The organism is Pseudomonas fluorescens, assembly GCF_001648775.1.
Lineage (GTDB): Bacteria > Pseudomonadota > Gammaproteobacteria > Pseudomonadales > Pseudomonadaceae > Aquipseudomonas > Aquipseudomonas fluorescens_M.
In genome coordinates this window covers 16,234-28,308 of record NZ_LVEJ01000009.1, presented here as the reverse complement: position 1 = coordinate 28,308, position 12,075 = coordinate 16,234, and the positions used below count along the sequence as shown (strand labels likewise).

Below are 12,075 nucleotides of genomic sequence, written 5' to 3'. Positions count from 1 at the left end.
AGGGCGGTGATTCGGCCCCTGCGCGATGCTCAGGCCTTGCGTTGCAGCAAAGCCTGTCACGAAAACCGGCGCATGATAGCCGATGTCGGAACCTTGGTTCCGCTCATAGAGTCCAGTTATTAGCCAGCTAATGAAAACAGGGCTACGTTGATAGCTCTGCCCGTCCCCTCAATCCGTAGCCGTGCGGATTCAAAGGAGTGATCGTAATGCCGTCCCTCGATAGTCTGAAGACCCTTAAAACACTGCAGATCGACCAGAAGACCTATCACTATTTCAGCCTGCCGGATGCCGCCAAAAGCCTGGGCGACCTCGACAAGCTGCCGATGTCGCTGAAAGTCCTGCTGGAAAACCTGCTGCGCTGGGAAGATGAAAAAACTGTCACCGGCGCCGACCTCAAGGCCATTGCCGCCTGGCTCAAGGAGCGCCGCTCCGACCGCGAGATCCAATACCGCCCTGCCCGGGTATTGATGCAAGACTTTACCGGCGTCCCCGCCGTGGTCGACCTCGCCGCGATGCGTGCGGCGATGGCCAAGGCCGGCGGCGATCCACAGCGGATCAATCCGCTATCGCCGGTGGATCTGGTGATCGACCACTCGGTGATGGTCGACAAATTCGCCACCGCCAGCGCTTTCGAGCAGAACGTCGACATCGAAATGCAGCGCAACGGCGAACGTTATGCGTTCCTGCGTTGGGGCCAGAGCGCCTTCGATAACTTCAGCGTGGTGCCGCCGGGCACCGGGATCTGCCACCAGGTCAACCTTGAATACCTCGGTCGCACCGTGTGGACCAAGGATGAGGACGGCCGCACTTACGCCTTCCCCGACACGCTGGTCGGCACCGACTCGCACACCACCATGATCAACGGCCTCGGCGTACTCGGCTGGGGCGTCGGCGGGATCGAGGCGGAAGCGGCGATGCTCGGGCAACCGGTGTCGATGCTGATTCCGGAAGTGATCGGTTTCAAACTCACCGGCAAACTCAAGGAAGGCATCACCGCCACCGACCTGGTGCTGACGGTCACGCAAATGCTGCGCAAGAAAGGCGTGGTCGGCAAGTTCGTCGAGTTCTACGGTGACGGCCTCGCCGACCTGCCGCTGGCCGACCGTGCAACCATCGCCAACATGGCCCCGGAATACGGTGCAACGTGCGGCTTCTTCCCCGTTGATGACGTGACTTTGGAATATTTGCGCCTGTCCGGGCGGCCGCCGGAAGCGGTGAAACTGGTCGAGGCCTACACCAAAGCTCAGGGCTTGTGGCGTTTGCCCGGTCAGGAACCGGCGTTCACCGACAGCCTCGCGCTGGACATGGGCAGCGTCGAGGCCAGCCTTGCCGGTCCGAAACGCCCACAGGATCGCGTGTCGCTGCCGAATGTGCCGCAAGCCTTCAGTGACTTCATTGACCTGCAATTCAAACCCACCAGCAAAGAAGAAGGCCGCCTGGAAAGTGAGGGCGGTGGTGGCGTCGCGGTGGGCAATGCCGATCTGGTTGGCGAAACCGAATACGAATACGAGGGCCACACCTACCGCCTGAAAAACGGCGCGGTGGTCATTGCCGCGATCACCTCTTGCACCAACACCTCCAACCCGAGCGTGATGATGGCCGCCGGGTTGCTGGCGAAGAAAGCCGTGGAGAAAGGCCTGACCCGCAAACCGTGGGTGAAGAGCTCGCTGGCACCGGGCTCGAAGGTGGTCACCGATTACTACAAGGCGGCGGGGCTGACGCAATACCTCGACCAGCTCGGTTTTTCGCTGGTCGGTTATGGCTGCACCACCTGCATCGGCAACTCCGGGCCGCTGCCCGAGCCCATTGAGAAAGCCATCCAGCAAGCTGATCTGACCGTCGCTTCGGTGCTGTCCGGCAACCGCAACTTCGAGGGCCGTGTGCACCCGTTGGTGAAAACCAACTGGCTGGCCTCGCCGCCGCTGGTGGTCGCCTATGCTTTGGCCGGCAGCGTGCGCAGCGATATCAGCAGCGAACCGCTGGGCGAAGATCAGCAAGGCAATCCGGTGTATCTGCGCGATATCTGGCCATCGAGTAAAGAGATCGCCGATGCGGTGAGTCAGGTCAACACGGCGATGTTTCACAAGGAATACGCCGAGGTGTTCGCCGGTGATGAACAATGGCAGGCCATCGAAGTGCCGCAGGCCGCGACTTACGTGTGGCAGGACGATTCGACCTACATCCAGCATCCACCGTTCTTCGACGATATCTCCGGGCCGCTGCCGGAAATCAAGGACGTCAAAGGTGCGCGGGTGTTGGCCCTGCTCGGCGACTCGGTGACCACCGACCACATCTCCCCTGCCGGCAACATCAAGGCTGATAGCCCGGCCGGGCGCTATTTGCGCGAGAAAGGCGTCGAACCGCGGGACTTCAACTCTTACGGTTCACGGCGTGGCAACCATGAAGTGATGATGCGCGGCACTTTCGCCAATATCCGGATCCGCAACGAAATGCTCGGTGGTGAAGAAGGTGGCAACACGATCTACATGCCGACCGGGGAGAAACTGGCGATCTACGACGCGGCGATGAAGTATCAGGCTTCGGGCACGCCACTGGTGGTGGTTGCCGGGCAAGAATACGGCACTGGTTCCAGCCGTGACTGGGCGGCCAAAGGCACCAATTTGCTGGGCGTCAAAGCGGTGATCGCGGAAAGCTTCGAGCGGATTCACCGTTCCAACCTGGTGGGCATGGGCGTCTTGCCGCTGCAGTTCAAGCTTGATCAGAACCGTAAGAGCCTCAGCCTCACTGGAAAGGAGACCTTCGAAATCCAGGGTTTGACCGGGGTCGAGCTGACCCCGCGGATGAACCTGCCGTTAGTGATCACGCGCGAGGATGGGCGCCAGGAAAAAATCGAGGTGCTGTGTCGGATCGATACGTTGAATGAGGTGGAGTACTTCAAGTCGGGCGGGATTTTGCATTATGTCCTGCGTCAACTGATCGCCTCGTAAGATCTGCGGATGCAGAAACACCGCCATTTGGCGGTGTTTCTGTCAGAGCAATGCACTTTTCTGTGGGCGAAAAAAAACCCGCCGAAGCGGGTTTTTCCCAAGACCATTATCGACTCCCTGTCGGCAGCGATCCTTGCAAATGGTCGATCATCCGTGATCCTGAAACACTCCCTGTGTCTCAGTTGATGTGTGTAGATTACGCAGTGGATCCAATCAGCAATAGTCGTAAAAGCTACCAGCGCGTGTAAGACATTCGCCATAGCAGCCCTTCCGAAAACCCTTAGATGCGTCAGGCATCGAGCATGGACGCCGCGATCTGCGCGACTTTCAGCTGCCCCGATACCTGCTCCAGCGCGTAGTCTTCCAGAAACCACGCTCGCCCCTGACCCGCTTCGGATCGATTGCCGACCAGCGCTTGAGCCAAGGTTGAAAAATATCAGCCACCGTTACGCTCACGGGCCTTGGCGCTCTCGACAAGAAACTGTTCGAGCCGGCTCAACTGCTCTTCCCAGCCACGACTGTCCATGAAATAGGCCTCTTTCTGACGCACATCAGGGATATGCGCGAAACCTGACTCGGACACCTTGAGCAGTGTCCCGTCCTCGTAATCCTGCAACTCAAACCTGACCAGCGTGGTCGGCTCCTGGGAGTAGTCGATCTTGGGATTGACCGCATACGGATGCCAGCGAAACGAAAACAGCTGCTGCGGCTCGACCCGTTCGATCAGTACATTCCACAACACATGTTCATAACCCGGATACGTGACCTGCCCTTGCGTCCATTCACCGGCAATAAACCGCCTGCCCTCCAGCGCCACCCCAAACCACTGGCCAAACGCCTCGGCATCGACCAATGCACGCCAGACATGGGAACGCGGCGCCTTGAGCGTGATTTTGCGTTCGAAACTATTGGGTACTGGTTTCATACGTCACCTCCTGTTTTGAACACTAGGCCTGTATGACCACATGTCCAATGTGAAGTTGTATCAAACCGTCATCCGGTCGACGTTGAGCGTCCGTCTTAGCGTCTAGACTCAGTGGTTATTCCGACGAGCACTGGAGAAGACCATGCAGTCTTTGCGATATGCCACCCTGTGGACCCTGCTGCTGACGCTGTCCGCCTGCGTCACTTCCGTAGATCACTGGAGCAAGCCGGGTGTGTCCCAGGCGACTATCGACCACGACAAAGCCGAGTGCCAGTATCAGGCCAAATCGGCAACCGCCAGTTACAGCAGCACGCCGTCGGACAAAAGTATGACAGCGGCAGTCGGCGCCGGGGTGGGTGACGGAATCGTCGTGGCCGAGAAACAGATCGACCTGACCAACGACTGCATGCGCCTGCGCGGTTACAGCGGTAGTTGAGCCTGATCGCTACAATGGCTGCTATTCCTGACATCTACAGCGAGATTTGACCATGTCCCCACGCCTGCTTCTGGCCCTGACGCCCTTTCTGTTCACGCCCCTCGCCCACGCCGCCGTCGACTGCGCAAACGCCAGCGATCAGGCGACGATGAACCAGTGCGCCGGGCAGGAATTCAAAGCGGCGGACAAAGAGTTGAACACGCTGTATCAGCAGATCACCGGGCGCTTGAAGGACAATCCGGATGGCAAGAAGCTGTTGGTCAGCGCGCAGCGGGCGTGGGTCGGGTTTCGTGATGCCGAGTGCAAGTTTTCGGCGTCCGGGGTGACGGGTGGGAGTGTTTATCCGTTGATTTACAGCAATTGCCTGACGGCGGTGACCAAGGTGCGGGTCGAGGCACTGAAGGAGTATTTGAAGTGTGAGGAAGGTGACATGAGTTGCCCGGTGCCGGGGGCTTGAATCTTCCAGTGATTTCAAGGGCCTCATCGCTAGCAGGCGAGCTCCCACCTTGGTTTTGTGTCGTTCACAAACCCTGTGGGAGCCAGCCTGCTGGCGATGGCGTCAGAGCAGACGCCACGACTTACCGGACAAATATCTGCGCGGTAGTAATCGCCATATCTCCCCCAGGCAACTTGATGCTCCCCGTTTGCTTCATCGTCCCGGCATCAAAAATCGCCACGTCATTGAACGTCCCGGCCAGATAGATTTTGCTGCCGTCCTTGTTGAACGAAATGCAGTAGTAAGAATGTTCCAGCGTCGCCGCCTGAATCAGCTTCTTCTGTTTGATGTCGTACTTGGCCAAGCGGTTGAGCACGCCAAACATCAAGTTTGGATCCTTCGGTGAACGCATGCCGCTGAAGTAGATTTCGGTCAGCGGGCCAAAGTCGGTGGTTTCGGTCTTGCCGGTTTTCAGGTCGATGCTGAACAGCCCGTACAGATACTCGGCGGTCGCCGGATCCTGCTTCTTGTCCTTGAACTTCGCCGTTGTGTAGAGCAGCGAGAAGTCATGCCGATAAGTCTGCTGGTTCCACACATACAGCACGTCCGGCGCACTGTAGTTCGCGCGTTTCCAGTGACGGCTGGGGATCAGCACATCGAACTTGCCGCTCTGCACATCGACCTTGTACACATCGGCACCGGCCACATAGAGCGTGCCGTCATCGCCGCTTTGCATGATCGTCAGTTGCCGGGGCGCCGGGAAGCTGCGCACGGGCCTGGCGTTCAGTCCGGCATCAGTCGCGTAGACATCCAGACGCGGCTGTTTGACCTCGTAGCGGTCATTGAGCATCTGCGTCGGGTTGGCGATGGTGTACAGCTCTTTGCCGTCATGGCTGACGGTAAAGGCAAACATCGACCGCGCCTTTTCCCCCGGTTGCTGAGTAATGCTGGCGTGGAACACCTGTTTGCAGCTGTCCAGCTCGACACCGTAAACATCGGCGTAATGGTTGTTCAACACATACGCAGTCTTGCGATCCGGCGACAGCTGCACAGTGCCGGGGCCAAACGCGTCGGGCATCTTGCAGGTCTTGTACAGGCTGTCACTGGCCAGATCGAGGACGTGCAGGTTGTTCGGGTAATTGGTGGTCACCATGTACTCGTGACCGTCTTGCAGCGCGGTGTTTTCATCGGCCAGAACACTGAACGAGCAGACGCTCAGCGCGGCGAACGCGGCGAGGCCGCAGGCTTTGATGCTATGCATGCTGGAATCCTTCTTCGTGTCCGGGACGATCACTTGTCTTTCGGGAAGACCGTGCCGAGGTTGCGCCAGTTGTCGTTGGACGCCTGGGCATCCTTGTTCCAGTCCGGGTAGGTGCTCATCATGTCCGGCACCTGCGCCGGCCACCAGCACGGGTCGGAGCAGCCATACAGGTCAGCTTCCATCGGCTGGCACAGCGACGACACGCCGCCGAACGCATCGATTTCCCAGCCCGGGTCGGTGGTCGAGGCGCAGCCCGCCACCGAACTCATCGCCACCACTTCTTCGATGCGGTTTTCTTCTGCGGCCTGATCGAGCTTCAACGCTTTGTTATTGATTGCCTTGAGATGTTTCATATCAGTGAGCCTTGCGCGGAGTGATGTAGCTGCTGATAAACGCAGGGTTATTGGCCATGATTCGGGTGTAGACCTCGATGCCGAAGTCGACCCAGTCACGCATCAGTTCGCAGTAGTGATACGTCGGGTGAGTCGGGTCGCCGTAGCGCGCGTAACTCTCGTGGTAGCAGCCGCCGGAGCACAGGTTACGGATCTGGCAATCCTCACAACCGGTGTTGGTGCGATCCAGACGCTGGGACAGAAAGTCGTTCAATTCAACCTGCTTTACGCCGCTGTGCACGTTGCCGAAAGTCGGCAGGGTTGAACCGGTAAAGCGATGACACAGGTTCAGTTCGCCCTTGTGATCGACCGCCAGCATCTTCAGCCCGGCGCCGCACGGCAGGGCTTTTTTGTGGCCTTCATGGATGTCGGTGATCAACTGGTGCAGGTTGGAGAAACCGATGTTGCGGTGCTCCAGCGCCGCTTGCAGATAACGCCGACCGAGGCGTTTCATGCTGGCGAACACTTCGATCAGCTCTTCGCTGCTGAGGTTGAAACTGCTGATATCGCCCGAGGTCACCGGGGCAAAACCGACCTCGGCAAAACCCAGTTCGTTGAACAGGTGATCCCAGATGGTTTCGACATCGGTGACGCCGGTGGTCAGGGTCACGCGCGCACCGACCGGACGGCTGTTGTAGCGCGACAGGAGCATCTGGGCCTTGCGTCGTACCACGTCATAAGTGCCCTGCCCGCCCACGGTGATGCGGTTGCGGTCGTGCACGGTTTTCGGCCCGTCGATGCTCACTGACAAGCCGAAACGGTGGGCGTTGAGGTAGTCGACGGTGTCTTCGGTCAGCAACGTAGCGTTGGTGGTCATGACGAACTCGACGAACTTGCCCGCCTCGCTGAAACGCTTCTCGCAGTAGTCGACCATGTATTCAATCAGCTTGCGATTGCTCAGCGGCTCGCCACCGAAAAACACCACGGTGAAACGCTCTTCATCGGGCGACTCACGCAGGAGCATTTCCACCGAAGCGATGGCGGTTTCGACGTCCATCTTCTTGCCGGCGGATGGTTTGTCGAGGTCTTCCTTGTAGCAATAGGTGCAGCTCAAGTTGCAACCGGTGTTGACGTTGAGCACAACGGTGTTGATTGCCGTGCGCTCGACGCGTTTGGCCGCGATGTCCGGGGTCAGTGGCGAGCCGTCGCTGACCAGTTCCAGCGAGATCAGTTCGCGCAGGGTCTCGTTGATTTCCTCGCCGTTGAAGCGCGCGGCGAGGCGCTCGATCAGGTCTTCCGAAGAGCAGCCGGGGCCACGCAACGTGTCGATAATGGTGCCGGTCAGCTCATCACTGGCAAACAGCGAACTGCTGGGGATATGGAACAGCATGCGGTCGGCGTCGACGTGCACTTCGTGCAGATTGCGTTCGACCAGATTCAAGATAGCGCCCATTGCAAACCTCCTGTGCAGGCCTCGCTTGGCGAGGCTTGCGGTCATTCCGAAAAGTGTCTGAAGCGTGTGCGTTCAAGGCAACTCAAGGAATGGGTGGGTTGTTCCAGCGTTGCACGGTGACGATCAGATGGCCTTCACCGGTGAGGGATTTCCCCGCATCGTCGACGGCGGCGATCACCTTGAGGTTGCCGGCATTGTTGGTGGACATTTTGCGCGCAGGATTCGGCCCGGCATCGCCCGGGGTAAACACGCCGGCGTCAGCCTGCATGGTGCCGGCGAACTTGACGTCTTCGTCCTCTTTGGCGCGGTCGTCGAAGGCTTCGACCTTCCACTGCGCCGGGAACACGCCAATGCGATACGGCTTGCCATCGGCGCCCTTGCCCCAGGCTTCGGCGTCGAAACGGCCTTGGACTTTCGGCGTCGAACCACCGCCCTCGCCAATCCGTGCCACGGAGAATTCCGGTACCACTTTGACCGAGGCAATCGTGTTGTAGACCGACAGACTCGGGCCTTTCAGCGCACCGATGCTGACGGCGCGTACACCCGGTTGCGCATTGGCAGCGGCTTTGACTTTGACCTTGATGCGCTCGGCGTTTTGCTCGAGCACTGCGACCACTTCAACGCCTTTGCCGAAGTTCGGTTTGCCGCTCAGACCCGTGCCGATCAGGGTCACTTCGGTTTCGCTGCCAGCCTTGACGTAACCCGGCTGCACCGCGAGCAAACGCTGCGAGCCTTGCTTGGCGGCGACAAAATCGAGACCGCGTTCATCGTGCTCGGCGTCGAACATCCGCCCTTGCATGGCGTTGCCTTGAGCGGCGAGCACCTGACGCATGGTCACGCCATCGACACTGACGTTGCCGCGCCACTCGTAGCCGCTGTAGAGAATCGCACTGCCGTCGCCATTGAAGGCGCTGCCATCGGCGTATTGGCCTTTGACGCTGACCTTGAAGGTGTCGTTGCCATCGGCGGTCACGCTCATCACACCGGCGACTTCACCTTTGCCCGGCAGGTGACCGCTGAAGCTCCAGTGGCCGACCAGCGCTGCGGCTTTCGGTGCGGTTTTCAGCCATTGCTGCCACGCCGGGTTGTCCAGTGGATAACGCTTGGCCAGCAGCGGCACCATCTCTTTGCGGGCGATATCGAACCAGTCGCGATCACGCGCCAGCGCCTGATACTCCAGCGACGGCCATTGGCCGAGGTGGAAGTTGACCAGGCGCTCCCACTCCTGTGCCGGACGCCGTTGCAACGCGACCCGCGCACCGGAGTGGCAACGACCGCACATCTGGCTGGTTTTCTCATCGAACTGCTCGACCGTGTTCAACCGGCGTTCCAGCGCGTAACGCACGCCATCGGTTTCGCTCGGCGCCAGGCCTTGAGTGTCAGCCAGGTATTTGACCAGGGTGCGGCGGTCGTCATCGCTGATCTGCAAACCGTGCATGGTCTGCATGCGGGCGATGCTCATCAGCCAGCCTTCCGGGGTTTTGCGCTGGTGGCTGATGCGGCTCAAGGCGTTATCGGCTTCGGGGGTGTGACAGCCCTGACAGGTTTCTTTCAGGATGGTCTGGGCATCGCGGGCAGCCAGGCTGTGCGGCGAATGCAGGGCCACGCAAGCGGCCACGGCCAGCAGGCTGGCGCTCATGCCTGATCGGAGTCTTCTCTTCATCAACGTCGAACCTCGCACGGTGCTTTCTTATTGTTGTCGCTTATCGTTTTTATGGTTTCTGCCGTCGGCGCTGTCGCGCAAACGGAGGCAAGAGAAACGTCTGTGATGAGCAATACACGGAGCGTGCCAGCTTGCAGATAAGCTTTTCAATCAAGCATTTACGTGAAGATCACTGCGTTGCAGAGGTGGCGGGAATGTCGACTGGCGTCCAATTTCGCGACAACTGTTGCAGTGTGAGACAAGCATAGTTGTCGCGGGATGAAGAGAATGGGTCAGCGAACGGAATGGTCCGGGTGAATCGGGTATCGCCCGCAAGACTGGCAGCACATTGGGCACGTCCCTCGTGGGCGCTCGTTGGCGACTGACTCCCTGGCCTTACGCCTGGCGGTTTCAACCCGATTCCCCCACCAAAGCACACTCGTAATAAGCACAATCATGCTGAGTGACCAGAGTCCCATGATGATATAAAAACTCATGATTTATCCTCGAACAAAGAAACGGCAAAAGAAGCAAGGATTACGAAAAAGCTCGTCACAGCCATCACTGCGCTTGACCGGATCGCATCAGCATCGTCTCCGTCGCCAATCACCAGCGAAGCTGCGCCAGTCACCATGAATCCAGTACCAATGCCCATCATTAAACTGGCGGCCCATCGAATGCTTTTGTTTTTCATCGACATCCCTGTGCAGCACTGAACCTGCCGATTCCATGGCAGGTAAAACTGAAAAGCGACAGCGATAAATCCATCATTTCGCTGGCACCGAACACCCCATATCCACCCTCGATACGCTGCTGAAAAAAGACCTTAGCCCGAACATCTTCGATCCACCAGCCAACGTAAACTGCCAGCCTAGCGACTCTTCCTACAGCAGTTCGGTCACCGTTTTGTCCGGAGTCCGCCAGCACTACTCCGATCCGTATCTTGCATCTCAAGGACTGTCGCTTTTTGCGACAAATTCACCACCCTGCACGCCTCAACACTCACCTCACATGCCCAGCATGTCAGGCCCGCACGCCGCCATGGCACATTTGGCACAGCCATTGCGAAAGCCCTCTCGACAACAACGAACAACAAGAGGCTTTGCCATGTCCCTTCCGTATCTGCTCCCCGCCACTTCGGCTTTCATCCAGCGCGCACCGCGCATGCTGATTGGCGGCGATTGGGTCGAGGCCGCCGACGGTCAGACCATGCCCCTGCATAACCCCGCCACTGGCGAAGTGCTGTGCGTGGTGCCCCGCGCCACGCCGGACGATGTCGACCGTGCGGTACTCGCCGCGCGCCAGGCCTTCGACGATTCCGCATGGACTCGCACCCGCCCGCGCGAGCGGCAGAATCTGTTGTGGAAACTCGCCGACCTGATGCATCGCGACGCCGAACTGCTGGCGCAACTGGAATGCCTGAACAATGGCAAAAGTGCGGCGGTGGCGCAGGTGATGGACGTGCAACTGGCGATCGATTTTCTGCGCTACATGGCCGGCTGGGCGACCAAGATCGAAGGTTCCAGCGTCGAGGTGTCGCTGCCATTGATGCCGGATGATCAGTTCCACAGTTTCATCCGTCGCGAGGCAGTCGGCGTGGTCGGCGCCATCGTCGCGTGGAACTTTCCGCTGCTGCTGGCCTGCTGGAAGCTCGGCCCGGCACTGGCCACTGGCTGCACAGTGGTGCTCAAGCCTGCTGATGAAACACCACTGACCGCGCTGAAACTGGCGGAGCTGGTGCTCGAAGCCGGTTACCCGCAAGGCGTGTTCAACGTGGTCACCGGCACCGGGATCACTGCCGGCTCGGCGCTGACGCATAACCCTTTGGTCGACAAACTGACTTTCACTGGCTCCACCGCTGTCGGCAAGCAGATCGGCAAGATCGCCATGGATTCGATGACCCGCGTGACCCTGGAACTGGGCGGCAAATCGCCGACCATCGTCATGGCCGACGCCGACCTGAAAACCGCTGCAGCGGGCGCGGCCAGTGCGATTTTCTTCAACCAGGGCCAAGTCTGTTGCGCCGGTTCCAGGCTGTATGTGCAGCGCAAACATTTCGACAATGTGGTGGCCGATATCAGCGACATCGCCAACGCCATGAAGATGGGCAACGGCCTCGACCCGAGCGTGCAGATGGGTCCGCTGATTTCCGCGCGCCAGCAGGAACGCGTGTTCAACTACATCGAAATGGGCCGGGAAAGCGGCGCGACCATCGCCTGCGGTGGCGAGCAGTTCGGGCCAGGGTTCTTCGTCAAACCGACGGTGATCGTCGATGTCGATCAGCAGCATTCGCTGGTGCAGGAAGAGATTTTCGGCCCGGTGCTGGTAGCAATTCCGTTCGATGACGAGGCCGATGCCCTGCGCATGGCCAATGACAGCCCCTACGGTTTGGGCGCGAGCATCTGGTCGAATGATCTGGCAGCGGTGCACCGGATGATTCCGCGGATCAAGTCGGGCTCGGTGTGGGTCAACTGCCACAGTGCGCTGGACCCGGCGTTGCCGTTTGGTGGGTACAAGATGTCCGGGGTCGGGCGGGAGATGGGGTATGCCGCGATCGAGCATTACACCGAGCTCAAATCGGTGTTGATCAAACTTTAGAAGATCAAGAACACCCTCATCGGAACGCCGCCCGCCCAGCCCTC

General features: G+C 59.3%; 11 protein-coding genes. 4 read left to right on the top strand and 7 right to left on the bottom strand.

Annotated elements, in window-relative coordinates; all coding sequences use genetic code 11:
- The first annotated feature begins 206 nt into the window (after positions 1-206).
- Positions 207-2,948, top strand: a complete 2,742-nt coding sequence (gene acnA / locus A8O26_RS09930; protein WP_064117835.1) for an aconitate hydratase AcnA — start codon at positions 207-209, stop codon at positions 2,946-2,948.
- 289 nt (positions 2,949-3,237) lie between these two features.
- Here the strand turns inward: acnA and A8O26_RS30445 are convergent, their stop codons facing one another.
- Positions 3,238-3,372 (bottom strand): hypothetical protein, encoded by a 135-nt coding sequence (locus tag A8O26_RS30445; RefSeq protein ID WP_301336275.1) that lies wholly within the window; start codon positions 3,370-3,372, stop codon positions 3,238-3,240.
- Positions 3,373-3,384: 12 nt separating this feature from the next.
- Positions 3,385-3,873 (bottom strand): SRPBCC family protein, encoded by a 489-nt coding sequence (locus A8O26_RS09925; protein WP_064117834.1) that lies wholly within the window; start codon positions 3,871-3,873, stop codon positions 3,385-3,387.
- A 142-nt stretch (positions 3,874-4,015) separates the two neighbouring features.
- Here A8O26_RS09925 and A8O26_RS09920 point away from each other — a divergent pair, with 142 nt between their 5' ends.
- Both A8O26_RS09920 and A8O26_RS09915 read left to right on the top strand, forming a co-directional pair.
- Complete coding sequence (locus A8O26_RS09920; protein WP_064117833.1) at positions 4,016-4,309, top strand: hypothetical protein; 294 nt, start codon at positions 4,016-4,018, stop codon at positions 4,307-4,309.
- A gap of 52 nt (positions 4,310-4,361) precedes the next feature.
- The gene (locus A8O26_RS09915; RefSeq protein WP_064117832.1) at positions 4,362-4,766 is read left to right on the top strand and encodes a lysozyme inhibitor LprI family protein; all 405 of its coding nucleotides are present in this window, start codon (positions 4,362-4,364) and stop codon (positions 4,764-4,766) included.
- Between the two features lie 121 nt (positions 4,767-4,887).
- On the opposite strand, the gene peaD is transcribed toward A8O26_RS09915, so the two are convergent.
- The 5 genes from peaD to A8O26_RS09890 all read right to left on the bottom strand — a co-directional run bounded on the left by peaD (position 4,888) and on the right by A8O26_RS09890 (position 10,127).
- A complete protein-coding gene (gene peaD / locus A8O26_RS09910) occupies positions 4,888-6,006 on the bottom strand; it encodes a quinohemoprotein amine dehydrogenase subunit beta (protein ID WP_064117831.1) in 1,119 nt (372 codons plus the stop codon).
- Positions 6,007-6,035: 29 nt separating this feature from the next.
- On the bottom strand, positions 6,036-6,359 hold the full coding sequence (qhpC, locus tag A8O26_RS09905) for a quinohemoprotein amine dehydrogenase subunit gamma (RefSeq protein WP_064117830.1): 324 nt from the start codon (positions 6,357-6,359) through the stop codon (positions 6,036-6,038).
- A gap of 1 nt (position 6,360) precedes the next feature.
- The gene (gene peaB, locus A8O26_RS09900) at positions 6,361-7,791 is read right to left on the bottom strand and encodes a quinohemoprotein amine dehydrogenase maturation protein (RefSeq protein WP_064117829.1); all 1,431 of its coding nucleotides are present in this window, start codon (positions 7,789-7,791) and stop codon (positions 6,361-6,363) included.
- 82 nt (positions 7,792-7,873) lie between these two features.
- A complete protein-coding gene (gene peaA / locus A8O26_RS09895; RefSeq protein ID WP_064117828.1) occupies positions 7,874-9,454 on the bottom strand; it encodes a quinohemoprotein amine dehydrogenase subunit alpha in 1,581 nt (526 codons plus the stop codon).
- A 472-nt stretch (positions 9,455-9,926) separates the two neighbouring features.
- A complete protein-coding gene (locus A8O26_RS09890; RefSeq protein WP_064117888.1) occupies positions 9,927-10,127 on the bottom strand; it encodes a hypothetical protein in 201 nt (66 codons plus the stop codon).
- Between the two features lie 413 nt (positions 10,128-10,540).
- Here A8O26_RS09890 and A8O26_RS09885 point away from each other — a divergent pair, with 413 nt between their 5' ends.
- On the top strand, positions 10,541-12,031 hold the full coding sequence (locus tag A8O26_RS09885; protein WP_064117827.1) for an aldehyde dehydrogenase family protein: 1,491 nt from the start codon (positions 10,541-10,543) through the stop codon (positions 12,029-12,031).
- Positions 12,032-12,075: the final 44 nt, after the last annotated feature.

Excerpts from the sequence above, each read along its gene's own strand:
- A8O26_RS09920 (WP_064117833.1), top strand. The coding sequence starts at position 4,016 with ATGCAGTCTTTGCGATATGCCACCCTGTGGACCCTGCTGCTGACGCTG.
- acnA (WP_064117835.1), top strand. The coding sequence starts at position 207 with ATGCCGTCCCTCGATAGTCTGAAGACCCTTAAAACACTGCAGATCGAC.
- A8O26_RS09890 (WP_064117888.1), bottom strand. The coding sequence starts at position 10,127 with ATGAAAAACAAAAGCATTCGATGGGCCGCCAGTTTAATGATGGGCATT.
- A8O26_RS09925 (WP_064117834.1), bottom strand. The coding sequence starts at position 3,873 with ATGAAACCAGTACCCAATAGTTTCGAACGCAAAATCACGCTCAAGGCG.
- peaA (WP_064117828.1), bottom strand. The coding sequence starts at position 9,454 with ATGAAGAGAAGACTCCGATCAGGCATGAGCGCCAGCCTGCTGGCCGTG.
- qhpC (WP_064117830.1), bottom strand. The coding sequence starts at position 6,359 with ATGAAACATCTCAAGGCAATCAATAACAAAGCGTTGAAGCTCGATCAG.
- A8O26_RS09915 (WP_064117832.1), top strand. The coding sequence starts at position 4,362 with ATGTCCCCACGCCTGCTTCTGGCCCTGACGCCCTTTCTGTTCACGCCC.
- peaD (WP_064117831.1), bottom strand. The coding sequence starts at position 6,006 with ATGCATAGCATCAAAGCCTGCGGCCTCGCCGCGTTCGCCGCGCTGAGC.
- A8O26_RS09885 (WP_064117827.1), top strand. The coding sequence starts at position 10,541 with ATGTCCCTTCCGTATCTGCTCCCCGCCACTTCGGCTTTCATCCAGCGC.
- peaB (WP_064117829.1), bottom strand. The coding sequence starts at position 7,791 with ATGGGCGCTATCTTGAATCTGGTCGAACGCAATCTGCACGAAGTGCAC.